A 25,636-nucleotide genomic window follows, 5' to 3' on the forward strand; every position below is an offset into this window, starting at 1 on the left:
TGACCTGCTTTTTTCATATCTGCGTCTGACGTTCTCCGGTGTTTTCCTCCTTCTGTTCCTGCGTTCTCATTACCTGCCAGCCGGATGACTGACAGAACAAATAAATGCGTATTGCCGGAGCCTGAAATAAATCCTGATTTTTAAAGAACATCACCCGTTGAGTTTCGGGAGCCGCGGTTTTGACGTTTCGCGGGAGCCTGCTGCTGTATTCCCTGTGGTATGAACTTCACCCGTTTGAGAACCTTCGCCGCAAGGGGCATCACTGCCACGGCCTGACGCACCTGTCCTGGGCAGAACGCAAAATTTTTTACCGGGTTTTGGGTAAAAAATTTTGTGGGCTGTTCATTTACCCTGGACAGTCAGTGCGGCAGGTTGTGGCTGTATCAGCCCCCGGCGACAGGGACTCATACGGGTGTGTGGCACCCGGCAGGCAATGAGCAGGGACCCGCCGCAACGACGGAGAGCGCGTGCGCGAAACGGCGTTGCCCCTTACATCCCGGCGGCCTTTTGCCGGGATGCCAGGAGCGCAGGCCACGGCGCGACAGAGGCGGCGCGACCGGAACGGTCGCTGCAAGCCCGGGGTTTTCACGCATCGGACCGTAGCGACAGCCCGAAACCGCGCCAGCGGGTTCGGCGGAGACTGGCAGGTGCGCCAGCAGCTGCCTGTCGGAGTCGGGCCTGACGACCGGATGCCGCCAGGCAGCCGGGAGCCGAAGGTGCGCCCGGCAGACAGAACAACACTGCAGTAGTCAGAATCAGAGCAGCAGATAAAGGAACAACAACATCAGGAACAGTTCCATAACATAAGAAAGAAACACTCCTGAGTCAGACACATCACAGACGGGAAGGGTAACGGGCGACGCGCCAGCGTGGCCCGCTTCCCTTCCGGCAGGCGCCAGCCTGCCAGGGGTTTTCGCGCGGGCTGACAGGCGGCCTCCACCGCCTGCCCTGTATTACCTGTTTCTGCTGCCCTGAAGGATATAGTGACCGCCCAGGAAAACCGCCTGCTGATTCACCACAAAATCGCAGATTTCATCAACAATCTGCGCGGTAGTGAGCGGTTTCTGCCCCATCTCACGACGCCGCGCATTAATCACGGCCCTGTAATTACGCAGAATTTCGCGGGTTTCTGTGCTGATATTCATGACATCTTCTCCCCGTCCAGCGCCTGTAACACAACGTCCATTGCTTCGCGTTCCTCCCTGACGAATGCGTCACCGTCGCCCCCGTTCTCACTCCCGACGGCATACAGGCGCTTCATTTCACTGCCTGCCAGCGCCATCACTTTTTCCAGCATCACCGCCGGGACTGTCACATGACGGCTGGCGCGCTTTTCTTCCATCAGTTCACGAACAACGTCGTGAACAACGCTGACATCCGCACCATGCTCAAAGGCATCGTCCAGCCGCTGCATGACGGTTTCCAGCTCATCGTCTGTCAGACTCCAGTCCTGGGCTATGTGGCGCACATCCCCACGGGTCAGCACCACAACAAAAACGCATTCACTGTCCGGCACATCTGTATCCAGTACATCGCGGATAATTTCTTTAACAGTACAGTACATGTTCTCGTCTCCTTTACAGGGGCGGCATTGCCGCCCCGTCCGTTAATCAGTCCAGCGCCGCGTAAATCGCGTTACATTCGGGGTGAAATTCGATGTGGCTCCACAACTGCGCATCGCGCATCCTGTACAGGTGAGTCAGTCCTGCATCACCGCTGTCGTGGTACAGCCACAACTGGCGGTTAATCACAAGGGAAGTCAAAATGATGCCTGCGGCATCGGCGCTGACCGTACGGTCAAACCAGTTTTCACCGTTGACCAGATGAAAACGGTCGCCATCCGGCATCATGTAACCGCCACCGTCCGGCAGGCGGATGAAGTGCCAGAATCCGCCTTCATATTCCGGCATCATTTTTTTCGCCAGCGCGTACACAGATGCCTCGGCATACAGAAAATCCAGGCCAAACAGGTAAGGCAGAAAGGAGAGACGGTCGCACTCTTCAACATTCAGAGTGACAGGTTTCGCATATTGCATGATGTTTTCCTCCGTTGTTCACATATTCCGCGACACCGGGCGGTGCCGTGCCTCCATAAAAGCCGGGCGATAAGGCGGGGATGCACAGGGCGCAAGGAAAGCCGCAGCCTGACGCACACGGCTGGCGGGAGTTGGAGGGTGAGACCGCGAAATCTGAGCGGGTGAACGACCGGAAAATCACGGCAGACGGGAAGGAGGGACCGGGTGACCGCAGCGGCGAAGCGTACCCTTGCATCCCTGCCAGCCCGGCTAAGATGGAGGCACGGCACAGCCCGCACACGACACGGCGGCCACACAACTGAAAACCCACAAGGCCATGCCCCGCATGGCCGGGTAAAGCGGAGCCGGCGGCGACTTCCTTTGTGCTCTGTCCGGGACCGGCAGGAAAAAGGCGGGGATTTTCCCCATAAGCGCTAACTTAAGGGTTGAACCATCTGAAGAATGCGACGCCTCGGTGCCTCGTTAAGACGATGCCTCGCGTTCTTCAATTGCGTTTTGTAGGCTGTCAGGGATACTGTCCCACGAATGGCCACCTGTAAGCTCCAGATGACCATTTTTGTTATTCTCCACAACGAGTTAGTTCTTCTTTTCGGATCCGGCACTTCTGGGGGGGAAATCCAGCGATGGCTGGATTATGTCGTCAATTAAAAATGCGGCGAGTAGATTAGCAAATATCCACGCTTTCGCGAGTTCAGGTTCCTTTGCACGCAAAGCATCCAGGTGCAGCAAACTTTTGAGCCGCTTAAAAGCCAGTTCAATTTGCCATCGCAGACGGTAACAATCAGCCACTTGCTCTGCTGAATATTCATCTTCCGGTAATGATGTTAGCAATAGCACATGGCCCGCTGCTTCCAGCGTTTCCGCCTGAACTACTCGTCCTTTTCGACGATTCTCGCTGAGCAGTCGGGTTTTACTGATTAATGCTTTTTCGGGAGGAAGTGATACGGCAATGAGACGTGCCGGAAAGGGAGCTCCGGCTTTTTTATTACCTGAATTGCCTATCATTACAGTGGTTTCACCGTTCTTACCGCAATCCAGCCCGCGCAGAAAACCCATCATGTCAAAGCGCATTCCTTCTGCAGTTAACCAGCGCAATCCTCGCCAGTGAACCCGGACGATATAATCAGCTTCTCCAAAAGCAAGTGAGCGGATACATTCGGGACGCGAACCGAATCCCCGGTCAGCAATGCGTATCTCGTCTGCCGTTTGCGCAAATCGGTCCAGCCGTTCAGCGTCTCTGCTGTCGGTTAGCTCAAAATCAGTGAACTGACAGGTATGAGGATCATATCCCATATGTAGTCGCCATTCAGCGCTGCCGCCCCCGGGCGCACTGATTGCTGTTCCATCGACAAGACGCAATCTCTTTCCGCTTGTACAACCCGTAACTGCGGCGCGTACAGCAAGTGTTTGTGCGGCAAGTATGCCAAACCAGTCGGCGGCATTCCGCAGCCGCTTCAGGAGAGCCACGTCAGATAATGTTGCAACGTCATGGAGCTGAGCCCATGCAGTGACTTCACGTAATGACATCCCCCCGGGGCCGTAAGCCAGCCCCAGACGTAGCAGAGTTGCAGCATCACGAATTTCGCGGCGGCGGGTTAGAGCCCCGGCATTACGTGCCGAAGTATCCAGTTCTTCGGGCTTACCAATATGGGCCAGAATTGCTGACCAGTTATCGTGAGAGTAATTCATCGGCACGTTAAATCATATCAGGCGTAATACCACAACCCTTAAGTTAGCGCTTATGGGATTTTCCCCGCCATCATCAGCCCCTGATTTTTGCCAGGGCATCCGCCACGCTACGGATTTCGGCCCGGGCTTCCCGGACAACTTCCCGCAGAACACAACGGTCAAACCACCGGCGGGGCGGTTCATCCGGTATACGCAGCACATCGCAGGCCAGCCCACTGGACAGGATATGCTCAATACAATCGCTGACCAGATACATTTCCACCGCCGAAAAACGTGCGCCCCGGTTCAGGATGGCATCGAGCACCACGGGCAGGTTTTCGTCGTCCTCATCGAGCCAGCAGGGGTGATCGCTTTCCTTCACGACCAGGCGAAAGCGGCGCGTCTGGCGGGTCAGTAACGTCTGACCGGTTGTGGTCAGCGCCGCCCGGATACGCCGCGTATCTTCTGCCACCTGGTAACTGACACAGCGTACTGTATCGCGTACCGCATCAAGAACTGCCCTGATTTCGTCCTCTGCCAGCCACTCACCGGCATACGGGAAAGACACCTGCGTTCCGTCTGCCGGAAGTACCGGCAGCGACTGCCACTGACTGCCGGACAGTACCAGTTCCGCCCCGGTTCCGGTCAGTTTCTGAATGGCGGAGGCCAGGTGCGGCGGCAGCACGCCGCCGTGACGGTTGATAAGTAAGGTCGCCAGCCGGGGCGCATCCAGCAGAACATAAATGCTGATCCAGCCCGGATACTTCGGGTTACGCTGGTCAACATCCGTCTCTTCCGGCCAGCCCTGCGCCAGCAGCAGGTTACGGGCGTGAAGACAAATCAGTGCGTTCAGCGTTGTGTTTTCGTTCATGATTAATCGTTCTCCCTGAATCGCCGCCCGCAGGCGGCGATAACATCAGTCGTTTTCGTGTGTGTTGTTTTTCAGCAGGCTGCGGGCCTGATCAACCATCGCCTGTCGGCGGGTGACGCATTCCGGGACGGCGAGGCCGTTATCACGGGCGGCCCACTCACGTTTCCACAGTGCCTGTTCAGCGGTCTGAATCAGGGACGCCAGCAGTTCAGCAGGGACGGTCACCTGGCGGTTTTCTCTCACGTTATTGATGATCTCCATCGCCACGCCGGAAGAAATACCGGACTCAATCCGCTGGTCTTCCGGGATGTCCTCCAGGCGCGCCAGGACGGTCCTGATTTCATGATCGTGCAGGGAAATATCCATTCCGTCAGCGAGGGCCTGAATCTCTTCAGGGGACCAGACAACCAGCATCAGCGGCGTGTCTCCCGGATACTTTGCTGCCAGCTCCCGGCAGAGTATTTCGCATGTTCCGTACATACTCTCTCCCCTCAATCTTTGAAGCAGGAATCCAGTTCCAGAATTTCGGTATATGCCTCCATCAGGAGGCGGTTTGCGCGAAACAACGTCTGACGCACCAGACGTTCCGGCAGGGTGTCAGCATTAAAGCTGTACCGCCGCTCCATCTCATTCATGGTTGTACGCAGGTCGCACATGGCATTGGCCACCTCCGCCACTTCGGCGCGAAGTTTTTCATGTCCGGCATAGTTCATTTACGCAGCCTCCGGCATAAACCAGTCATCATTTGCGGCCCCCTGCTGCATGGCCCGCTGTACGGCAGCCAGACGTTGCTGTCCGGCACGGTGATACTGCTCAAGCAGCTCGATACCGATATACCGGCGTCCGGACTGGAGGGCGGCGACGCAGGTTGAGCCGCTGCCTGCAAACGGGTCCAGCACAATCGCGTTCGGGTGTGTGAAGCTCTCAATCAGCGGTTGCAGGCTGGTAACGGGCTTTTCCGTCGGGTGATGACGGTTGCCTGAATATTTCCAGCCCAGCACGTCCGGCAGCGGGTTTTGTGGCAGACGTGGACGGCCTTTTGCCAGGATGTAGGCACATTCCCACATATGCGGCCTTCGATGTGTAGTTTTTGGTGAAGACCAGGTGACCAACAACGCTGAATCCCGCATTTTTCCAGGCGGCCATAAAGCGATCGACGCGGTTCCAGCCATAGAAGCTCACCATTAACGCGTCTTTTTTCAGCACGCGGTACATCTCATTACAGGCCGGTTGCAGCCATTCATCGGTTTTATCTCCGGCGATGGTGCGCCCGGAACGGTCACGAAAACCGACGAGATATGGCGGGTCAGTTAATATGAAATCAATGGCGTTATCAGGGATACGCGTCATAACATCGATGCAGTTACCAAGGACAAAACGGGACATAACAACGCTCCTTCTCTTACAGAGGGCACCGGGAGGGCCCCCCTGTGGTGCCCGTTCCCCGCTGCCTGTGGGCTGTTCACCGCGTCCGGTAACGGGTCAGGCCGACCGTGGAATACCGCAGCCGTCGTCTTTCTGACGGCAAGGTTATGCCGCGAAAGCGGCTTGAAGGGCGTTCATCAGAACAGGGCGACGGGCTGGCGTACACTGTCACCGACGCCAGCCCGGAGCGGTAAAGCGCCCGTCCCGTGCCCGGCCGGACGCGGGACACTGACCACAGGCAGCGTTTATGCCGCGCCGCGTCAGCCGGCGCAGTAAAAAGAGGAGTACGGCGACATCCTTTACCGGAAAAGAAACGGGCGGTTGCCCGCCCGTCTCCGTCATACTTCATCCACCGTAATGCGCCACCTTGTCGACTATCCACTCCGGCGCGGTGACTTCCGGCAGCTCATCATCATCTGTCGGGGAAGACCATTCCAGTTCCCCCCACAGCACATCAACAAGCTCTCCACGCTCATATCGCTGCCAGCCACAGAAATTGCAGCCCTGCTCGGCGTACCAGTGCTCCAGCGTGCAACTGAAACGGCGGCTTAATTCTGCAACAACGTTGCTTTCCGGCTGACACCACGGCGTGTCGAAATCCACCTGAATGAAGTTTTCTCCCTGACGGCTGATATTCACCTCATACCCCACAGGCCACTTCACGCCATACTGTTCCGTATACCAGTGATACGCAGAAGGAACACCGTTCAGAACACCACCGTTAAAGCCATTCACTTCAACATCCAGACGGGTGGGCAGAACCGTCAGCAGGTCAAACGGCATGGTTTTTTCCGGCAGTACATTGTCACACAGACGGTTCCACCACACCGATACATCCTCGTTACTCCAGAAGCCACACCAGTCACCTCTTTTGGCGGTGAAATGCACGGTGATGGTTTCCCTGACCTCATCCGGTAATCCTTCCCAGCGACGCTGGCCAGTACCACTCTGCAGCCAGAGTTCATGCAGCATCAGGCAGTTTTGTTCATCCAGTAGCACACCGTTCTGCAGGTGTGTCAGCCAGCGGGTGAACGCGATATTCTCCGGCGATACAACACCACGTCCGGCAGCCGTCAGTCCGGGGCACGCTTCAAACTGCACATCTTCATTGGTCTGCAGAAGTCCGGCACTTCCGGCCAGAAACAGCTGAATACCTTCATTTGTGGCGCGGCGATAAAACGGTGTGACTGCACCGCTGGCCAGTCGTTTAATCTCAGCAATCTGTGCCGGTTCACCAGAAAAATGCATACGATTTGAGCACCAGTTTGGCATGGGAATTCTCCTCTCACATGCGGCCTCCATCAGGCCGTGCCGCACCTGTAACCGGGCGACCGCATACGAATGCAGGTGCGGCCCCGAAGCCGCAGCGCGTGGAGGAGGAACGACGAAACGTGACCGGGTGAGGAGGCCGGCGACAGCGACACACTTGCATCGGATGCAGCCCGGTTAACGTGCCGGCACGGCCTGGGTAACCAGGTATTTTGTCCACAGAACCGTGCGCAAAATGCTGTGGATAAGCTGGACACAGCAGTCCACAGCAGGCATACAGCCACACGCTCAGAGAATTGAGCATTTTTTAGTCACAATAATGACATTTGACTGTGTGCGGATTCAGTTATTAGAACACTGTATATGCATACAGCAAAAAAAGGGAGATGAGAACATGATCCGCATTGAAATTCTTTTCGACCGCCAGAGCACAAAAAACCTCAAATCAGGCACACTTCAGGCGCTACAGAATGAAATCGAACAACGTCTGAAACCACACTACCCGGAAATCTGGCTGCGTATAGACCAGGGCAGCGCCCCGTCTGTATCTGTCACTGGAGCCCGCAACGACAAGGATAAAGAACGTATCCTGTCTCTGCTGGAAGAAATCTGGCAGGACGACAGCTGGCTGCCTGCAGCATGAGTACCGTTTATCACCGTCCGGCTGACCCTTCAGGCGATGACAGTTACGTGCGACCGTTGTTTGCCGATCGTTGCCAGGCCGGTTTTCCTTCGCCTGCCACTGATTATGCTGAGCAGGAACTGGATCTGAACAGCTATTGCATCAGCAGACCTGCAGCCACCTTCTTTCTGCGCGCCAGCGGTGAATCGATGAACCAGGCTGGCGTGCAGAAAGAAGGTGGCTGCAGGTAGTGGACAGGGCCGAAAAACCACAACACGGGGACATCGTTATCGCTGAGATCGACGGTGAGTTCACCGTCAAACGACTGCTGTTGCGCCCACGCCCGGCACTGGAGCCGGTTTCAGACAGCCCGGAGTTCCGCACACTGTATCCGGAAAACATCTGTATTTTTGGTGTTGTCACTCACGTAATACACAGGACGCGGGAGTTACGCTGATGTTTGCACTGGCTGATATCAACAGTTTCTACGCCTCATGTGAAAAAGTTTTCCGCCCGGACCTTCGCAACGAACCGGTCATCGTACTCAGCAATAACGATGGCTGTGTGATCGCGCGCAGCCCGGAGGCAAAAGCCCTTGGCATCAGAATGGGGCAGCCCTGGTTTCAGGTGAGACAAATGCGCCTGGAGAAGAAAATACATGTATTTTCCAGCAATTATGCGCTGTACCACAGCATGAGCCAACGGGTTATGGCTGTTCTGGAGTCGCTTTCTCCCGCAGTTGAGCCCTACTCAATTGATGAAATGTTCATTGATTTGCGGGGGATAAATCATTGCATCTCTCCGGAGTTTTTTGGTCATCAGCTCAGGGAACAGGTAAAGAGCTGGACAGGACTCACCATGGGGGTGGGCATTGCGCCTACAAAAACGCTGGCTAAAAGTGCACAGTGGGCAACAAAGCAATGGCCACAGTTTTCCGGTGTGGTCGCGCTGACGGCAGAAAACCGTAATCGGATCTTGAAGCTACTGGGGCTGCAGCCAGTTGGTGAGGTCTGGGGAACAGGACGCAGACTGACGGAAAAGCTGAATGCGCTGGGTATTAACACAGCACTGCAACTGGCGCAGGCTAACACGGCATTCATCCGGAAAAACTTCAGCGTCATTCTTGAGCGTACGGTACGCGAACTCAACGGCGAGTCCTGCATATCCCTGGAAGAAGCATCACCGGCAAAACAGCAGATTGTCTGTAGTCGCAGTTTTGGTGAACGAATCACAGACAAAGATGCCATGCACCAGGCTGTTGTTCAGTATGCAGAGCGGGCCGCAGAGAAACTACGTGGGGAGCGTCAGTATTGTCGGCAGGTGACGACATTTGTACGGACATCCCCCTTTGCAGTAAAAGAACCCTGTTACAGCAATGCCGCTGTGGAAAAGCTTTCATTGCCCACACAGGACAGCCGGGACATTATTGCCGCCGCATGCAGAGCCTTAAACCATGTCTGCCGTGAAGGGTACCGCTATATGAAGGCTGGAGTCATGCTGGCTGATTTCACACCATCGGGTATAGCGCAGCCGGGATTATTTGATGAAATCCAGCCCCGTAAAAACAGTGAAAAGTTAATGAAAACACTCGATGAACTGAACCAGTCGGGAAAAGGGAAAGTGTGGTTTGCGGGGCGAGGAACCGCCCCTGAATGGCAAATGAAACGGGAAATGCTCTCGCCTTCGTATACAACACAATGGACTGAGATCCCCATTGCTTCATTCTGATATATCAGAATAATTTTTGCATTTTAAGGCGCACATCATTCATTGCCTCCTGCACCGAATCAGTAGCAGAAGGAGGCATTTTTTCAGCAGATTGCGAAGCACCGAGTTCAGTCAACACAGCTCTGATATCGGCCTGAGAAGGCTTCCATCCAGTCGTCTGACTGAGTAAGGTTACAACCTGATCTGCTGAAAACTCCTCGCTCAAAATGGCAGTCAGCAATACAGGCAGGCGAGGATCAAGTTGGTGTAACGCCATTCCAGAAATAAATGCATTCCGGAACAGCTCACCACGCTCAGAACGCGGAACGGACTCTATCGCTTCCAAAGTTTGAAAGTCTGCAGCTTTTTCCGGATGCAGATAAAGTGTGAATTTTTTCCTTTTCCGTTCATCGTCCACAATATTACTCCTCTTTGAAAGCCGCGATAGCTTCAACCAGTGCTGTCTGTGGCGACTCCATCATCACTACTTTTTGCCCAAGATGGTGCCATGCCGTTTTTATCGAATCATAGATCAACGGGGCCCCACCACCGACAACATAAACACGATTCACATGATGAAAATCACCGAGCTCATTGACTACTTGCTCCCCCAGACTGGCAATAGCCCCCTCAATGGTATTAAGGACCAGATCAGTTTTTGTTTCGTCATTTATAACCTGCCGAACAAAGTCCGGGTCATGACGACGTTTAATCAATTCATCTGCAACGAGGAAACTGGTATCACTGGATGCCATGCGCAATGCACTCATTGCAGCTTTCGTAACTGAAGACACACCAATGCCAGAATTACCATGAATGGCACTTACAGAGTCAAATTGACCAACGATAACACCAACATCAAGCGTAGTGCCGCCAATATCAACTACCAGCGATTTTTCGAACTGACCAACTTTATCCATGACCAGACGAGAAAACACAGCTGGCAATGATTCAGGCATCACATCAACGTGTTCAATGTTGAAAACATCGCCTTTATTAAGACGAATCGGCCTCATTAAATTCTCAATTTTACGCTGAATGTTGAGTTCATTTTTTTGACACTCTTTCGTGTAGAACTCACTGATAGGCAAAGTCACAGTCAATGATACAGGCTGAGGCACTAATCCACTATTCAGTAAAGCGTGATGCACAGCTAACAGGTTAACATCCGTATATTGATACTCAATATGAGTCGTAAGAATAGATTGGTTGCTAACTTCATCATACGTGTATTTTTTACCATCCAGTTCATAGTTAAATGTCTGGCGAATCCCTAACCCGTCAACCTTCCATCCATGACGAAATGAGTTTTGCGACAACGACTTACAGATTTTCCCATTGTCATTCCATGCCAACTTGATTGTTGTTGAACCATCATCGCAATATACGTTCATCTATAGCCCCTTAAATACTCAATCTGAGTAAATCACTGTTTCTGGTTGCAAGGTAATACTCAATTTGAGCACTATCATAGTTGTGAAATCACAAAACACAAGTATTATTTATTACATCATATGACACACTTCATATTTCACACTTCATAAATATGAACGCATATTGACACCTCAGGTTACCGTGTCAAAATATCATCATACTTCACACATCACATTTATGAGGTTGCAATGATTACTGTAGTTGGTGGGAACAAAGGTGGTTCAGGGAAAACTACCATTGCATCAAACCTGGCTATTGCTCTCGCAAATAAAGGAAGGGAAGTCTGCCTGTTAAACGGAGATCTACAACGAACAGCCGCAAAACATCATGCGGAACGAGAAGCTGCAGGACTTTTACCAGCAATAACTCTTGTTGAGAAATTTGATAATCTGACACAAACACTACAGGCTCTGAATGAAAAGTTCGATGATGTAATAGTGGATGTCGCAGGAAGAAACTCAAAGGAATTCATAACGAGTGGAGTTGTCGCACATCAAATAATTGCGCCACTACAGTGTTCTCAACCAGATCTGGATACTCTTACAGAACTAGAACAACAGATAGACGCAATGCGTAACCTTAACCCGGAACTTAAGGTTTATTGTTTACAAAGTATGGCAACAACCAATCCGGTTTTGAGGGGAAATGAGAGAAAAGAATTCCTTGAATATCTTGAAGAATTCCCAACAATTCAAGTTCTGGATTCAGTTATTTGTTTCAGAAAAGTCTATCGCGATTGCATGAGCAACGGCACCGGTGTAGTAGAAACGAACAATACAGCAGCCAAAGCAGAAATTGAACATTTAATGAATGAGGTATTTGGCCCATGGTGAAAAAACCCAGCCAGCAAGCATTAAACAGAGCTGCAGTTACGGTAGAACAAGCAGAGGCTCTGGCTCAGCGCCTTGCGGATAAACCATACGGCGCGCCGGAAAAACCCGAACCAGAAAAACAATGTCGGACGACAATCTCTCTTGGTGAAAGCATGCTTGTCACAATAGAAGATCTGGCATTGAGGAATAAACGCAATGGTAAAGATCCAAAAAATGTAAGTGCCATCGTCAGAGTAGCCCTTGAGCAATACTTAAAAACACTAACGTAATAATCAAGAAGTTATTACTTATGAAGTCACACTTGTGAATTCATACTGTTTAAGCACCCTTGCATACAAGAGATCACATATTGCAGTGGTCTCTTTTTTATAGAACAAGTCACAATTCATAATTATGATTTATGAATTATGCATGTCTGTTTTTCAGCATTGTGACCGCATCGGACTCAGGCATCGAAAACTGCACCCGGTGCCGTGCAGCCACATCCAGCGCAAACACCTTCGTGTAGACCTCTGTTGAGCTGATGGACTTATGCCCCATCAGGCTCTGCAGGACCTTCAGTGGTATACCGGCATACAGCATGTGCATCGCATAGGAATGGCGGAACGTATGTGGCGTGACCGGGACAGAGAACGTCACACCATCAGCGGCAGCGGCGGCAACCGCTTCCCCAATCCAGGTCCTGACCGTTCTGTCCGTCACTTCCCAGATCCGCGCTTTCTCTGTCCTGCCTGTTCGTTTATTACGCCGTTCCATGGGGATTTTCAGTGTGGCCACCATCGTCTGCAGCTGGCTGACGTACCAGGCGTCGGAGAGCGGAACCAGCCGGTGAGTCTGCTGACCGGCGGGCATTCTTCCTGCCGTCCTGGCGGCTTTTTCTGTCCGCTGCTTCAGAGTGGCCAGCTGCACAAACGGATACGGAGGCGCAAGCGAAAAATCCCCCCGCGTCAGCGCCAGTGCTTCATTAATGCGCGCACCGGTGTTCCACAGTGTGGCCAGCAGCATCTTGCGGCGCAGATCCGGGACGTAATGGAGCAGGGCGCTCACTTCAGGGGCCAGTAGGTATTTTGGCAGTTCATCATGAACCATCGACATCTGGCGGAGTGCCAGCGCTGCCGGATAATCGATGGCAACGGGCAGCACTGTCGTTGTAGCTGGCGGTTTGTTAACAGGTAATGCAGGTATCATCCAGTACCCTCGTCATAAATCATAATCAGGAACTTCACGCGCCATTTTCGACCTGGACTTTCGTTGTTTACGCCACTCAGCCCATAACACGTTTTGTACGGACCAGGGACTATCATTATCAAGGTGTGAGGAAGGCATGACATTAAGTTGCCTTAACCGCCTGGCCAGTAATAGGGCTCGCATCCCCAGACGCGAATATTGGTAACGTCGTTCTTTAAACGTCATCTGCCAGTCGGGAGGGTTATCATTATCATTTACAACGCTGATATACCGGTTAGCTTCGGGAATAAGTACCGACAATTCACGGATACGATAAAGAAGTCTGCCTGGCAGCACCCGCCAATCGCCGTCAATATCTTCAGTGGCAAATGCCTCCGCGCTAACACTTGTCCGGGTGTACCCCTTATCATCTTCCCACCCGTCATCATTAACCACTTCCGCGCACTCCTGAGCAAAACGCTCAAGACGGAATACCAACTGAGTAGAGATGAAATACAGCTCCTTTTCTTTTTTGTCTTCGGCGAGCATGATTTCATGACGTTGCCGTTCAGCTGCCGCCATTGCTTCACGCTCACGTGCGTAACGGTGATTCATCCTGCTCACCAGCAAGGCAACCCCGCCAGCCAGAACACCACCGGCCAGAGTGGAAATCACCGGCATCCACGCCGAAACGCCCTGCACAACTGCTTTAACCTGTTCTGTATCCGTCATGACATCTGACATGATTGTTCCTTATCGAGAAATCCCGCCTACTGTATGTATTCAGCGGTCAGCCGCCAGTTCTTCAGCCAGCTTCACAAACCCTTTGTGCTCAGTCTGCAGGTACTGACTGTAAATCCGGGCGTCACGTTCTGTCAGTCCGGATGGATTGCCAGTGAAGTAACGTTGCAGCACCGCAATACAGTGATTGTAGGTATCGAGATCGTATTCCCAGTTTCCCAGCTCACCGGCCACATCCAGCTCCCGGCGAAACTGCTCGTATTTACGGAGCAGAATGCCAAGACCTAATTCTGTGGCAGCATAAACATTATTTTCTCCTGGCGCGGAAATCGCATTGCGAATTTTTTCAAAAGCATAACTGAAATCATTTCTCTCATTGAATGCAGTAAACATGTCATTTCCTCAGTTGAATAGTTAGCCGTGCAATTTTACCACACCTCAATCATCGCCAGATGAGTGCTACTCTGTTGAGAAAGTGACTTTCACAAAAATGAATTTCACATATTGAAATAATAATCATGCATATAACCACTCCATTAAATTACCGAACAGTGGTTTTCAGATGATCCGATTTACTGCGTATTTACAACTTTCCGGAAGTGAATCATGCACGCGGAATAAGCAAAGCGGTGTTTTCCGGTGTGCAGCGGCTGTATGTCCGGAACAGGATGTAACACAATATATGGGGTGTCATCTCGCATGGAAAGGGACAATGACCACAAGATATGGAATGCGGTGACCGCTGCGCGCCGGCGGGGCTGAAGAAGATCCTGAACAACCAGAAATCGGATCTCAGGAGAGGAGAAGAAGGATTATTGCCGAAAAGTCAAAAAAACGGCACATTGTTGCGGTGAATGGATTATTGCACAGAAAGCAAAATTTAAGGATTACTGCCCCTGATACAGCAACAAAGAGGGAAGGGAAACTTTTTTTCAGTTTTTTTACCGACCGGCCTTAAAGGCCGCATCGGATTTCCTAAATACAGTTTTAGAGAAGGTAAATTCTATGACTGTATTTTTGATGGCTATTGCCTACGGCATTTTAAAAACTAGGTGTTTCATTTTATTGGTAGTTAAGGGGTATCCGGGCTGGACATTATTCTGGAAAAACTATGACCGTCTCCCTCATATCATCCGTTCCCGCTGCCGATACCAGAGACGATTCATGTTCAGACGCATCTGGAAGCGAGTCTTCAGCGACTGATAATGTTATCGAGCGGCATACCCAGTCCGGCCAGCCAGCACAGGCAGCACCAGGTGGTGTACACCATACTGGTCTCGCCGGATTTCCACTTACAGATGGTGCGTTTGTCCACAGTCAGCCGGTTGGCCAGCTGGCTGTCAGTCAGGAAGATAAGTCCCCTGACCAGCTGGATTTCATCGACTGTGGGCTTCTGCCAGTCTTCTCCGCTGACCAGCGTATAGCCATTAAATTTTTTGGCCTCGATAAGATCGCTGAAATACCTTTCGGTATCCGCATTCATAATTCATCCTCCTGAGCAGATTGCCACAGCACCGGGTTTTCCGGCGTGTAATAATAGCCATGATCCAAATCCTGCTTATCCAGATACTCATTAAGCTTGCTTATCTCATAGGCTGAATAAAAAGTACTGGAAGAGCCAACATTATACATATCGATTGTTGTCATTACATTGTCAATGTAATCAAACGAGACCTTGAAAAAGTTTAGGCTCCGGTCTTGGCAGCATTTTAGCTGCTCGGGACGAGGAGAAAAAACGTCTATTCGCGGATTGAAATATGATGCAACGCCAGTAATAAAGCTGAGAGTAAAGTTATGGGATAAAGGAAGATAAATTCTGTTTTCATCTTTATAAAGACAAAAGATATTGGGTGCTATTGCGAATGCCGGTCTGGGTTCAGTGCTGTCGAAATCATGGCCTGTATGAATAACCTCAATGGTATGGATACCAGCAAAAATCTTGTTTCTTAATATATTGATTTTGTCATATAGAGTTGGTTTATTCAGAATTGATAAAAGTCCAAACAAAACAAACAGCGCTCTGCTTTTATCTTCTTCGGAAGAAACTGAATTAGCAACGCGCAAAGTTTTGAGATAGAAATGATCGTCCATTAACTCAGGATTTGTGTGAAGCAACTGATTTATCGAATGGATGTATTCTGATAAGTGATCCTGTATATCTGCATGGAACTGTTCAAGCATTTCATGCTTGTACGGATTTTTATTTTGTGGGTTGTGCAGATTGAGCATTAACTGCATCACCGCAAAACTGGCGAGTTTCTCTACCGGAAAATCTTCCGGCTGCGTGTGACGAAGGCGTGAGAAATTGTGCTCATGAATGATATCGTTCACGATCCCGGCGGTCAGGCGTTCGTAGACACCCAGTTCGTCTTCAATATCGAAAGGCTGCCCTGTCTCAGCATCAATAAGACGAAAGCAGTTTTTCGATACTGCCACACTGGATATTGGCAGAGGTTGCGTGTGAAGAACGTTTTCTTTATCAGGCGTCATATACACGGTGTGACACCATACTCGCTGCTTTTCTTTTGCAGACAGGGCTGTGTCATCGCTGCGAAAGTTGCGTAGCACCCACTGTGAAAGCACATGCTGATTTTTTGTGTAGTCCATAACATTTCTCTCTGATTAAACAGGTATACCGCATCAGAAGTCGAATTCTATTGCCTCATCGTGACCCGCAAGTCTGACCGGTTCGGGAACATGTTTACGGCGAACGATTCTTTCCGGATTGCTGAGGAAATGCTTTTCAAAAACCCGGATAAGAGCATCATTCCAGGTCGCCTTTATTCTTATCCGGACCTCATGCGGCTCTAAGACGGTTATATTATAACGCTGATTAGTTGAGTTATTTTCTTGAAATTTACGAAGAGACTCTCTGGAATCATCGCCGAGTTTTCCTGTAGTCCATAACTCAACATTAATTTCAGCATTGGGGTATTCTCTTTTTGCATAATCGAAGAATACCGGCACCTGTTTACCAATCCATCTTTTCACATCTTCATGCTTCACTGTCGAATAGGGCTTATAACCCTTGCATTCAATAAAGGTGATTTTTGCATTTCCCTGTCGGCTCAGGACATCGCATTCTGCAGTCCCCTTCCTCTCTGACTTACATATTTTACCAACCTCAACATCATTACTGTTTATGCGCACGGTCTCAGCGACAATATATTCAAATAAATCCCCCTGAAGCTGACTGGTTACTCCGGCAATCCTCTCAAGTTTGGACATGATGTCATCTATTGCGGCTATATTATCTTTTAAGCAGTGCGTTATTGAGCCAACCAGATCCCGTAACTGAAAGAGTGCATCAGCAAAGTCTTTTCCGAACAGATTCTCCGGTGTCGCAGGTATTATCCCGGCACGCTTCATTTCCAGAAAAGCTTCTTCGCTGTATTCGTCGGCAACAAACATAAACAGGCATCTTGGGCTGTTCCTGAGGCTGTTTATTGAACGACATTTTGTAATAAAGGGCTGGAGGTGCACAAGACTGAGCTTACAGCCCAGAAGCATATCGCAGACAAAGAAACCAGGCCGAATTTCCCCTGACCGGGAGAACTGCAGAAGAGGATTAAGATAGGATGCAGCAGTGACGTCAAAATCAAAATTTGCCACACAGGGCGCCTGATCTGAATCGAGTTCTTCCCGTGTGCGCAGCGTGTCATAACTGATGATACCGTTATGTCGGACCCACTGACTCAGGGATGTCATCAGAACGGACTCTGTAAGCAGCCTGGCTTTGAGGGGATGGAGCGCGCGCTGATACCCGTTATCATTTTTTTCTGTCAGGGCCACACACTCCCCCAGACCGGGTAACGTAACGAACCTGACCATTTTGTACTGAAGCAGACCGTCCAGAACTGACTTCCATGATAATCTATTTTTCATTGCTACCGGTGAACCGCAGGCAGAAGAAAAATGCCTGACCGGCAGGATCCCCCCGCGAGCCCGGAGGCAACTCAGGGCGAGACCGTAGGCCGATCCTGTATCAAGGAGGGCTGTATTGAGACTGGACCAGAAGCGCCCGGTACCATACTGCTGCTTCAGATAAATAAATCGTTCGCGCTTGGGGAAAAGCTTGTCAACACAGTGGATCTGCCCTGCAGAAGCCGCCCGGGAAATCTGTTTGCGCGCGGTATCACGATTAACTCCCTGGGTTTTCAGCATTTCCTCTACAAGTACAGAGCTAAGGCAAGGACCGGTTTTGCGTAACGAAGTAACTATAAGTGATGTCATCTTTTACTCGCTTGTCACACTGCGTATTTAATAATAACAATACACTCTAGCTGCTAAACAACAAAGCCTGTGTTTTAGTTGAGAAATTACAGTAACTTAAAAGACATGTATAAGGCTGTTTAGATTATCTGTCACAAACTAGTTTTTCCTGAATGAAACACTGTTACTTACAAACGTAGTATGGATGACAGGTACAACCCAAAAGATTCAGCCATCAAGCTCATGCAAATTCGTGAATTCAATGTTCACAATTTCACCGAGAGAAACAGATATACCATGTCAATCAATACCGAATAGTGCACCGCTATCCGGCGGCAATTCTCTAACGGACGTGTATCCGTAACTCAGCGCGGCTTCAAGTGCACCTTTTTCATACTCAATATCTGCCCTGAAACAGACGATGCAGGGTTTCAGTACCTTAAGATAATGTTCTGTAAGATCCTGCCCATACTTTTTCTGGTAAGCATTGCAGACATCCTCTACCAGCTCCGGTAGCCGCAGATAATTGTGCTGCCAGAGTTTGCGGGCATGAAGATGAACCTCCCGAACAAGGTGACCGTATGGCCCCCAGTGCATTTCGTTTCTGGTGCGCATCCAGAAGAGATTATCAGGTACGCCAGCATGAAAATTCCAAGCCTGCAATTTCTCTTTGACCACAGCGTCTGGTGCGAGACTTACCAGCATATCCATCACCAGTGACTCAGTCTGGTTCAGCGGAAGTAAACCACTTTCAAATGTATTGTCAGCTGATGTCCGGGTACCGTGAAACCAGTATGCGGTGGAGAACTTGCCCGGAGACCCCAGTTCCCTACATACGTACTCTCACAGATATTGTTGCGAGTCGATCATAATGGAATGATCCGTCTCGTAAATCTGTTCAAGATCGAGAGATAACAAAACCTTTTTTAGCTGCATAACACTGCAACCAAAACCGGAAGAAAGTGAAAACAGCGCCTGAAATCGTGAGGAGCAATCGAGAATCAACATTGTGTAAATCCCTCACAAATCCAATACGTTAACAGCTGGGGCTCGACGGCGGGCCATATTGTCGAGCAGCTGGGCCGCATAATATTTCAGAAAGGGTAAAAGCTCCCGAGCGCTGAAGCTGGCGTAGACGTCCCCATCACCCTGGGATTCTCTGAAAACAATCCAGTCTACAAGGTATGCATCGCTGGCTGACTCTACCTGGACACAGAAATGAGCCACTGAATTCCGCATCTTATGGATCAACTCCCGCAGGTTCATTTCCGGTCCGGGCAGTTGTGACTCATGTAATCCCATTTCAGCTTTAAGCTGCAGCGTTAAACGGTCGGCAGGCAGGAAAGAGAGCGCCCTCTCTTCGGTAAGACGATAAGATCCAGAAGGCAATTCAGGGCCAACGTGTAGTTGTACTGCTCCCTGAATGGCTTGCCCTGCACCTCAATCATTTAGTTATATTGATCGATAAGCGCCAGTGTTCGCTGAACAAAATCGGTCTCAAAATCTGAATAATTTCCCATCTAACCCTCCCGTTCCGGTTCGAAAATCCACTATACCATCCGGTCAGCCTGACGGCTCTGGTACGACATTTCCGATTATTACTTTTTTCGGATCTCAGGAGAGAGGAAGAAGGATTTGTGCTGATAATGCAATACTAATAATATATTTTGAACTTAATTGCATTATTGCTTATTTGGCATTAATAACTGAAATACTTTGCATAATTATCAATGAAAGAACGAGGCTCATATTTCCCACGTAAATTATATGCCCTTGTAGAGAGCGAGACGGTAGTGAACTTGCGGTACTAATAATAAACTGTACCGACTCTTCCTGGGCACTGGAATGTTCAGATGTACGACAGAGCCCTGCGCCTTTTGCAATAAATAATTAAAGGACTGAACATGGCGACCACAGTAATAGCTGCCTTTAACGAATTTATGAAAGATACCGTGAATCTCAAAAAGGCAGATACCGATGACGCGCGTGCAAGTCGCGACTGGCTTATCGGTAAGATGAATGATTTTGAGAAGGACGATAAATTTCCGGTGAGTTTTCCAGCGATCCATATTGCCTTTGGCTCCTTTGCCAGAAGAACCAAAATCCGTCCGCTTGATGATATTGATCTGATGTTTGGCTTAACCGGGCAAGGTGCCACCTATACCATCCTGAGTGACCGGATAACTGTAACCTCCTCCGGAGAGGGGTCACGTCTGCACAGTTACCGCCATTCCGGAGCAGACACCGTCTGCTCCGTCAGAATTCTGAATGCCTTTAAAAACCGCCTGCAGGACATTGCCCAGTACGCCCAGGCTGACATCAGGCGTAACCAGGAAGCTGTCACGCTGAAACTGGTCAGCAAGGACTGGAATTTTGACATCGTCCCCTGCTTTATTACCAGCGAAGATGCCTTTGGACGGACTTACTACCTGATCCCCGATGGCAACGGCCACTGGAAGTTTACCGACCCCCGTAAAGACAGGGACAGAGTCACTACTATCAATGTGCAGAATAACGGCAATGTGCTCAATGTCATCAGAGCAGTCAAATACTGGCAGCGGCGACCGACGATGCCATCCATGAGTTCCTACCTGCTGGAAACGCTGATTCTGGACTATTACGCTGGCAGAACATCCTGCTCATCGTTTGTTGACATGGAGCTGGAAGCGCTTTTCCGCCACCTTGGTCAATCCGTGCGGTACTCTGTCAACGATCCCAAAGGCATACAGGGTGATATCAACTCACTTTCAGCCGAGGCACGTAAGGCGATATCGGACAGATGTTATCTCGATGCGCAAAAAGTATCGGAGGCGAGATGGTTTGAAAATAATAAAGAGTATGAAAAATCCATCAATAAATGGCGCGATGTGTTCGGGCCGTTCTTTCCTGTTTACGGGTGAACCATGAATGCCATTTACACAAACCAGTCGACCAGAGAAAACCTTGATTTACTGTATGCGCAGGCCCGTGTCTACGACAGGGTAAAAAACTGGAACAGACTGAATTTTCTCTTCAGCATCATCGTACCGCTCCTGCTTTCTTTCGTTACCGTATACAACCGGAGCCGGGAATTTGTCGATTCAGAGCTGTTGTCTTCGTTGTTGGGGTTATATGGACTCCTGGTGCTTACCTTTAACATTATTATCAGTGGACACATCTCGGCTCTGCGCAGGAAGGCAGCCTCAATCCAGGAAATGTACGACTGCCGGGTACTTGGCATCCGACGTAATGAACTGAAGGTGGAGGAGATCCCACGGGATGACATCATCCGGGAAGCTGCATATTTTAGAGACAGCCCGGAAAAAGCACGAAAGCGATTTGGCGAAGAGGGGTGGTACGTCAGTAAGGTGTATGACGCGCCGCAGGCCGTAATGGCGCTCCTTTGCCACGGAAAAAATCTCGGCTGGGACAAATCGCTCAGGGAGGTTCTGCACGTATTTTATCTTTCCGCTTTTATTGTCTCGCCTGTCGCGATGCTTGTTTACGGCATCGTCATGAAATCCGGCCTGAATGAGATCCTCTTCTATGTGGTGTTCACACTGCCGGTCATCCGCTATTTCTTGCTTCAGTTTCTGGATAATCGCAGCAGTATGAAAAGAAGCGAGAAGCTGAAAAAGTACGTAGAGAAGGAATTATCCGGCATAAGGGTATCCGGAAGGGCAGAAGAAGAGCAACTGGGTTATACGCTCCGGAATATCCAGGATGAGATGTTTGCCTACCGGGCCTCATGTCCGCCCGTACCCAACGGTATTCAGCTGATAATGAAGCCCAAAAATGAACGAATTTATGTTGATTACTTTGAAACAAATCTGAAGGAGTTGCACCTTCAGAAGTAATCCCTCCTTAGCTCCGGTGTAGGATTTACGTATGCCGGAGCACATCCGATAAACAATTCTGGTTGCCTGAGTAGTAGGCTTCCTGAATTGCGTTCTCAATGCTGCTAGGATCGTTAGCATCAAAACGAACATCATAACTTCCGTTTAAGGCCTCCGTTGCTCTCTCAACCTCTTTTAGCTGTTTCTGCATTTTGTCTAAACCTGTGATTTTGACGCCCATAACAACCTCCGGACTAAATGAGATGTACCAGCCTGTATAGATAGCACGCCGGAAGAATGGGGTAGTGGATATCAGTCAAATTCTCCGTAATTTCATTAAGTTCCGGTTTTACCTTTTTTCGGATCTTATTAGTGTAGAAGAACGATTGTTGCGGTGAGGGGATTATTGCTTAGGAAGCAAAATTCAAAACTGACTAAGCCAGAAATAGCAACAACAAGATAAGGAAATTTTCCCCCTCAGCCCCTGCATGCCGTGAGGGGGAGCAACTACCCAACTACAGTTTTCATTTTATGATACGTCTTCACTAGGTAATACCTGTGAACTGACAGAGTCTTTACGGAGTGTATGGCGGACCTAAATTTGATCCCTGAAAACTGTCAGCGCTGCGAGGACGAAGAAAGTATTACGGCTAAAGCCGTAATACCTCCCCATCCAGCTTCAAGCTATGTAGAAACTTATGTGGGTAGAGCAGTCCCGACAGGGCAGTACCGCATTGACAGGCCGTCAGGGCCGCTTACGAGCTTGTATGACAAGGGGGGCCGTCTGGATATAGCGAATTATTGTACGGTAAGCCTTTTTTGAACAGCCTTACCTATTGCTATAGAGGGGAACTCCTACGTTATACGCCGCTTTCAGGGGATTCGACCTTAATGAGACAACTCAAATATGATCGACAACTTAAACGCGATAGTTGCTGATAAAATCAATCCATTACGCGTTTCAATTGATTAAATAATGCACTTAATGTACAAAAATTCCCGATCTCAAAACTGAACCCTAAAGATACCAGGCATCTCCCCCAGGAAGCGCCCTCATGCGTTTTCCTGTTCCGCCCCTGCCACCTACCTTCTGTTTCATACTTGTTGTATTATTGTTTTTGTTTTCAATCCCCAAGGAGACGTCGCTATATGACTGTGCGGGAGACAGAGGAAAACATTGAACAAATCTTCCCTGAGCTTTCGAACTTAATTGATATTATTAATAAATGGCTTTCCCATGGAAACATTGATCCTGAACTGGCACACTTCATCATTTATCTTCTTGATTACCTAACCACCACACACAAAAGTATATAAAAAATTTCCTTGCACATCCATTTTTTTGCGAATATTATTATTCCTGCTGAATATGATTCAATATCGCACGCTACTCATCCATCCCAGGATAATGAGTACATAGGTTGAAGTTTCAACACCCCCACTACGGGGGTGTTTTTTTTACCAATAAACACAAATCACACCATCGCCATACTCTGTTTGCCAGACATCGATTGGTAAATATGCGTAACTCGCTATAATACAAAAAGAAAAATCAGAACCAGAAACCAGTTTCCAGATAAAAAACACCCTCCCGAAGGAGGGGACAGACACATTCATATTTCCCAAAACAGGAATTTTTATTTTTATGACGCATTAATGAAGTTACTTCATCTCCAGTAGATTAACTTCATTTAAAGTGGCGATCAATCATATTTATTACGACTCTAAACTATTACAACAACCACAATAAGATATCACCTCAAATATAAAAGATAATTCTTACAAAAACGTTCCTAAAACAAAAAATACAGATAAACACCAATAAAAAACAGAAAACTCTTACACATTTAAAGATGGTAAAATAATATAGAACTGTTAGTCTAATGGAGAAGGCGCATCTGATTCAGAGCAATCTATTGCGAAGAATCAGAGTAACAGGGCCCCATGATATAATCATGGGGCCCTGTTGCTTTTACAGATGTAAAAACGACCAATCATTTAACATCTGTTATCGGCACCGCCCCGGACGGGTTCGGCGCAAATATGGTATGGTACCAGCCCGGCAATTCACCTGCCGTGCAATCTGACGAAGCAGTACCGGCGTATGCAGATATATCGTCCAGACATATCTGCCGCATTCAGGCGGTGAGTAAAGCCTTCTCTCTCAAAAGAGGAGCAACAGTTATCCACAGATTCTGGGGATAACTGCGAAAAGAATATGTGCCAGGAAAGTCGGCTCCCGGGAAAAAGACCGCTGGCGGCGCAGCTGCTGGATACGAAAGCTGAGCTGAAAGGATCCCGGGAGGACGTCCGTAAACTTCAGTCCCTGGCCCGTCATGACGGGAAGGTGAAAAAGTGAATGCGGACACCTGGACCCGCCTGCAGGCCTTCCGACATGCTCTGGAGCTGACTTCCTGTGAGGCTTCTCTCACCGCCGGGTATGATCACCTGAAGGATTTCCCGGCCGGTTGCAGCGAGCTGGCCAGCCAGACTCTGACTGATTATCTGACGGAAGACGGCAGCAACCTGTACTCCTGTATTGTCGGTATGCAGTGGGATAATGGTCCTGGCAGATACGGCCACGTCATTGCCGCCCCTGCCAGGGACTATATCGACCTGACCCTTGATCAGTTTCCAGGCTATCATAACCGGATTGTGGCAGAGCCCGTTGAGTCCGGCGGACAGCTCGCGGCAGACCTCAACAGGGAGCCTGCCATCAGTACAGCTGATGGAATAGTGGCCAGCGCATCAGATAAGGTTAATTACATTACTGAACAGAAAAATCGCCAGCCAATGGTGATCATTACAGAATGTTACAAACTGATCAGAATGACGGCAAGATTTATACCAATGTGCCAGTCATCTCAACTCTTCCAGCACCAGATATTCCCTCGCTTATTTATCATTTCAGACGTTGGCTCCTGCAGTTTGTCCAGGAACACCTTAGATCGTTTAGCTACTGACTGGAAGGTGACACTGTCCGTCCTGTCGCTATAGGGCTTGATATAAACCAGGCAGGCAAGGGATCTGGTTAACACCTTTCCTTCCATAAAGTGTTTGAAGATCCAGAGATACGTATCCACAAGCTCCAGCCCTGTACTCAGTGTCCCCGACTGGAAGACCTGCGGTTCAGCTGGTATTTCCGTTACATCCATGACCGGTGTCTGCGCAGCAGTGCCTGTCATCAGGATATTCATGGAGCCAGTCTGTATGCGCCTCTGGCGTTGAAACAAACATATGAAGTGTATTTCGGATATGACTGTACGCTCAGGAAGTACGGCAGATTCCGTCAAAAATTACCTGTAAAGACAGACTTCAGAAAAAACGGTGCTCGCCGCAGACCGGTGACCGGGCGAAGCCCGCGAACCGGCGAGGAAGCGCAATGGATCTGTAATCACAGTGAGCAGGTACGCCCTGAAGCCTTCATAATCGGTAGTGTATGCTGTTTTTCCGGAATGATTTATCCACATATCCAGAGGCCCGATCCAGTAAATAGATCCATGAATGATCAATAAAGGATCCATTAAAGATCCCCATATCGCTACAAACCTTGTTACTCATGGGCCGGGACCACGATCACATAAGCTGTGGCATGTTACTGATAAACTGTAATATGCTAATGATAAGCTGTATTCAGTAATGCATATACTGAAGTAAGCTAATGACATAAACTATGGTCAGTACGCCAGACTCTGTTGTTAAATACAGACTGCAGGTTTTTCTTCAGTCAGTTAGCGGGGCTCTGACACACGATTTGCTGTTTATTCTTTTACTGTCCACAGGCAGGAGGCTTTCTGGAAAACGAAAATTCAGACATCAAAAAACTGTTCGGCGAG

23 protein-coding genes and 6 pseudogenes are annotated in these 25,636 nt (G+C 49.5%); 8 read left to right on the forward strand and 21 right to left on the reverse strand.

Features of this window, described 5'->3' with window-relative positions; genetic code table 11:
• Nucleotides 1-953: 953 nt before the first annotated feature.
• The 10 genes and pseudogenes from AABJ99_RS24235 to AABJ99_RS24280 all read right to left on the reverse strand — a co-directional run bounded on the left by AABJ99_RS24235 (nt 954) and on the right by AABJ99_RS24280 (nt 7,248).
• Nucleotides 954-1,145, reverse strand: coding sequence for a hypothetical protein (locus AABJ99_RS24235; protein ID WP_001027519.1), 192 nt, complete (start codon nt 1,143-1,145; stop codon nt 954-956).
• Nucleotides 1,142-1,564, reverse strand: a complete 423-nt coding sequence (locus AABJ99_RS24240) for a DUF1380 family protein (protein ID WP_032197515.1) — start codon at nt 1,562-1,564, stop codon at nt 1,142-1,144. Before AABJ99_RS24240 ends, AABJ99_RS24235 begins: the two co-directional genes overlap by 4 nt.
• A 46-nt stretch (nt 1,565-1,610) precedes the next feature.
• Nucleotides 1,611-2,036 (reverse strand): antirestriction protein, encoded by a 426-nt coding sequence (locus AABJ99_RS24245; protein WP_001546490.1) that lies wholly within the window; start codon nt 2,034-2,036, stop codon nt 1,611-1,613.
• A 576-nt stretch (nt 2,037-2,612) separates the two neighbouring features.
• On the reverse strand, nt 2,613-3,725 hold the full coding sequence (locus tag AABJ99_RS24250) for an IS4-like element IS421 family transposase (protein ID WP_001300563.1): 1,113 nt from the start codon (nt 3,723-3,725) through the stop codon (nt 2,613-2,615).
• 73 nt (nt 3,726-3,798) lie between these two features.
• Entirely contained in the window at nt 3,799-4,575 is a 777-nt protein-coding gene (locus AABJ99_RS24255; protein WP_112030394.1) for a hypothetical protein, read from the reverse strand.
• A gap of 45 nt (nt 4,576-4,620) precedes the next feature.
• Nucleotides 4,621-5,107, reverse strand: a pseudogene (locus AABJ99_RS24260) (DUF1380 family protein).
• Nucleotides 5,067-5,288, reverse strand: coding sequence for a hypothetical protein (locus AABJ99_RS24265; RefSeq protein ID WP_001104887.1), 222 nt, complete (start codon nt 5,286-5,288; stop codon nt 5,067-5,069). Before AABJ99_RS24265 ends, AABJ99_RS24260 begins: the two are co-directional and overlap by 41 nt.
• Nucleotides 5,289-5,961 (reverse strand): annotated as a pseudogene (locus tag AABJ99_RS24270) (DNA methylase).
• Between the two features lie 76 nt (nt 5,962-6,037).
• Nucleotides 6,038-6,342, reverse strand: a pseudogene (locus tag AABJ99_RS24275) (hypothetical protein).
• 3 nt (nt 6,343-6,345) lie between these two features.
• A complete protein-coding gene (locus AABJ99_RS24280) occupies nt 6,346-7,248 on the reverse strand; it encodes a DUF1281 domain-containing protein (RefSeq protein WP_112030402.1) in 903 nt (300 codons plus the stop codon).
• A 415-nt stretch (nt 7,249-7,663) separates the two neighbouring features.
• Between AABJ99_RS24280 and AABJ99_RS24285 the strand changes: the two genes are divergently transcribed.
• The 3 genes and pseudogenes from AABJ99_RS24285 (at nt 7,664) to umuC (ending at nt 9,619) form a co-directional block, all read left to right on the forward strand.
• The gene (locus AABJ99_RS24285; RefSeq protein WP_000618110.1) at nt 7,664-7,912 is read left to right on the forward strand and encodes a DinI-like family protein; all 249 of its coding nucleotides are present in this window, start codon (nt 7,664-7,666) and stop codon (nt 7,910-7,912) included.
• Nucleotides 7,909-8,348: pseudogene (gene umuD / locus AABJ99_RS24290) on the forward strand (translesion error-prone DNA polymerase V autoproteolytic subunit). Before AABJ99_RS24285 ends, umuD begins: the two are co-directional and overlap by 4 nt.
• Entirely contained in the window at nt 8,348-9,619 is a 1,272-nt protein-coding gene (umuC, locus tag AABJ99_RS24295) for a translesion error-prone DNA polymerase V subunit UmuC (protein ID WP_112030392.1), read from the forward strand. The pseudogene umuD and the gene umuC overlap by 1 nt, the downstream one beginning before the upstream one ends.
• Before the next feature lie 4 nt (nt 9,620-9,623).
• On the opposite strand, the gene AABJ99_RS24300 is transcribed toward umuC, so the two are convergent.
• Nucleotides 9,624-10,016 (reverse strand): plasmid partitioning/stability family protein, encoded by a 393-nt coding sequence (locus tag AABJ99_RS24300; RefSeq protein WP_000340830.1) that lies wholly within the window; start codon nt 10,014-10,016, stop codon nt 9,624-9,626.
• A 4-nt stretch (nt 10,017-10,020) separates the two neighbouring features.
• Nucleotides 10,021-10,992 (reverse strand): plasmid segregation protein ParM domain-containing protein, encoded by a 972-nt coding sequence (gene parM / locus AABJ99_RS24305; protein WP_112030391.1) that lies wholly within the window; start codon nt 10,990-10,992, stop codon nt 10,021-10,023.
• A gap of 228 nt (nt 10,993-11,220) precedes the next feature.
• On the opposite strand from parM, the gene AABJ99_RS24310 reads away from it, so the two are divergent.
• Both AABJ99_RS24310 and AABJ99_RS24315 read left to right on the forward strand, forming a co-directional pair.
• Nucleotides 11,221-11,865 (forward strand): AAA family ATPase, encoded by a 645-nt coding sequence (locus tag AABJ99_RS24310; RefSeq protein ID WP_000633911.1) that lies wholly within the window; start codon nt 11,221-11,223, stop codon nt 11,863-11,865.
• The gene (locus AABJ99_RS24315) at nt 11,859-12,134 is read left to right on the forward strand and encodes a hypothetical protein (protein WP_000239529.1); all 276 of its coding nucleotides are present in this window, start codon (nt 11,859-11,861) and stop codon (nt 12,132-12,134) included. Before AABJ99_RS24310 ends, AABJ99_RS24315 begins: the two co-directional genes overlap by 7 nt.
• A gap of 136 nt (nt 12,135-12,270) precedes the next feature.
• Here AABJ99_RS24315 and AABJ99_RS24320 read toward each other — a convergent pair whose 3' ends face one another.
• From AABJ99_RS24320 to AABJ99_RS24355, 8 genes and pseudogenes are all read right to left on the reverse strand, one after another.
• The gene (locus AABJ99_RS24320) at nt 12,271-13,053 is read right to left on the reverse strand and encodes a site-specific integrase (protein ID WP_112030390.1); all 783 of its coding nucleotides are present in this window, start codon (nt 13,051-13,053) and stop codon (nt 12,271-12,273) included.
• 12 nt (nt 13,054-13,065) lie between these two features.
• Entirely contained in the window at nt 13,066-13,776 is a 711-nt protein-coding gene (locus AABJ99_RS24325) for a hypothetical protein (RefSeq protein WP_112030389.1), read from the reverse strand.
• A gap of 39 nt (nt 13,777-13,815) precedes the next feature.
• Entirely contained in the window at nt 13,816-14,166 is a 351-nt protein-coding gene (locus tag AABJ99_RS24330) for a hypothetical protein (protein ID WP_000493380.1), read from the reverse strand.
• Between the two features lie 799 nt (nt 14,167-14,965).
• Nucleotides 14,966-15,256 carry a korC gene (locus AABJ99_RS24335; protein ID WP_112030388.1) on the reverse strand — a complete coding sequence of 97 codons (291 nt, stop codon included), beginning with the start codon at nt 15,254-15,256 and terminating at the stop codon, nt 14,966-14,968.
• On the reverse strand, nt 15,253-16,380 hold the full coding sequence (locus tag AABJ99_RS24340) for a DUF4238 domain-containing protein (RefSeq protein ID WP_112030387.1): 1,128 nt from the start codon (nt 16,378-16,380) through the stop codon (nt 15,253-15,255). The genes AABJ99_RS24335 and AABJ99_RS24340 overlap by 4 nt, the downstream gene beginning before the upstream one ends.
• A 33-nt stretch (nt 16,381-16,413) precedes the next feature.
• Nucleotides 16,414-18,006, reverse strand: coding sequence for a hypothetical protein (locus AABJ99_RS24345; RefSeq protein ID WP_112030386.1), 1,593 nt, complete (start codon nt 18,004-18,006; stop codon nt 16,414-16,416).
• Between the two features lie 207 nt (nt 18,007-18,213).
• Nucleotides 18,214-18,993, reverse strand: a pseudogene (locus AABJ99_RS24350) (hypothetical protein).
• 12 nt (nt 18,994-19,005) lie between these two features.
• Nucleotides 19,006-19,505 (reverse strand): annotated as a pseudogene (locus AABJ99_RS24355) (HEPN family nuclease).
• A gap of 384 nt (nt 19,506-19,889) precedes the next feature.
• On the opposite strand from AABJ99_RS24355, the gene AABJ99_RS24360 reads away from it, so the two are divergent.
• Entirely contained in the window at nt 19,890-20,885 is a 996-nt protein-coding gene (locus AABJ99_RS24360) for an SMODS domain-containing nucleotidyltransferase (RefSeq protein WP_000246636.1), read from the forward strand.
• Between the two features lie 3 nt (nt 20,886-20,888).
• Nucleotides 20,889-21,821, forward strand: a complete 933-nt coding sequence (locus AABJ99_RS24365) for an S-4TM family putative pore-forming effector (protein WP_112030385.1) — start codon at nt 20,889-20,891, stop codon at nt 21,819-21,821.
• Nucleotides 21,822-21,846: 25 nt separating this feature from the next.
• On the opposite strand, the gene AABJ99_RS24370 is transcribed toward AABJ99_RS24365, so the two are convergent.
• Nucleotides 21,847-22,041, reverse strand: coding sequence for a hypothetical protein (locus tag AABJ99_RS24370; protein ID WP_077757823.1), 195 nt, complete (start codon nt 22,039-22,041; stop codon nt 21,847-21,849).
• 2,114 nt (nt 22,042-24,155) lie between these two features.
• Between AABJ99_RS24370 and AABJ99_RS24375 the strand changes: the two genes are divergently transcribed.
• Nucleotides 24,156-24,797 carry a hypothetical protein gene (locus AABJ99_RS24375; protein WP_000990665.1) on the forward strand — a complete coding sequence of 214 codons (642 nt, stop codon included), beginning with the start codon at nt 24,156-24,158 and terminating at the stop codon, nt 24,795-24,797.
• The last annotated feature ends 839 nt before the right edge of the window (nt 24,798-25,636 follow it).

Origin of the sequence: Escherichia coli, from assembly GCF_036503815.1 — a bacterium.
Taxonomy (GTDB): Bacteria; Pseudomonadota; Gammaproteobacteria; order Enterobacterales; family Enterobacteriaceae; genus Escherichia; species Escherichia coli_F.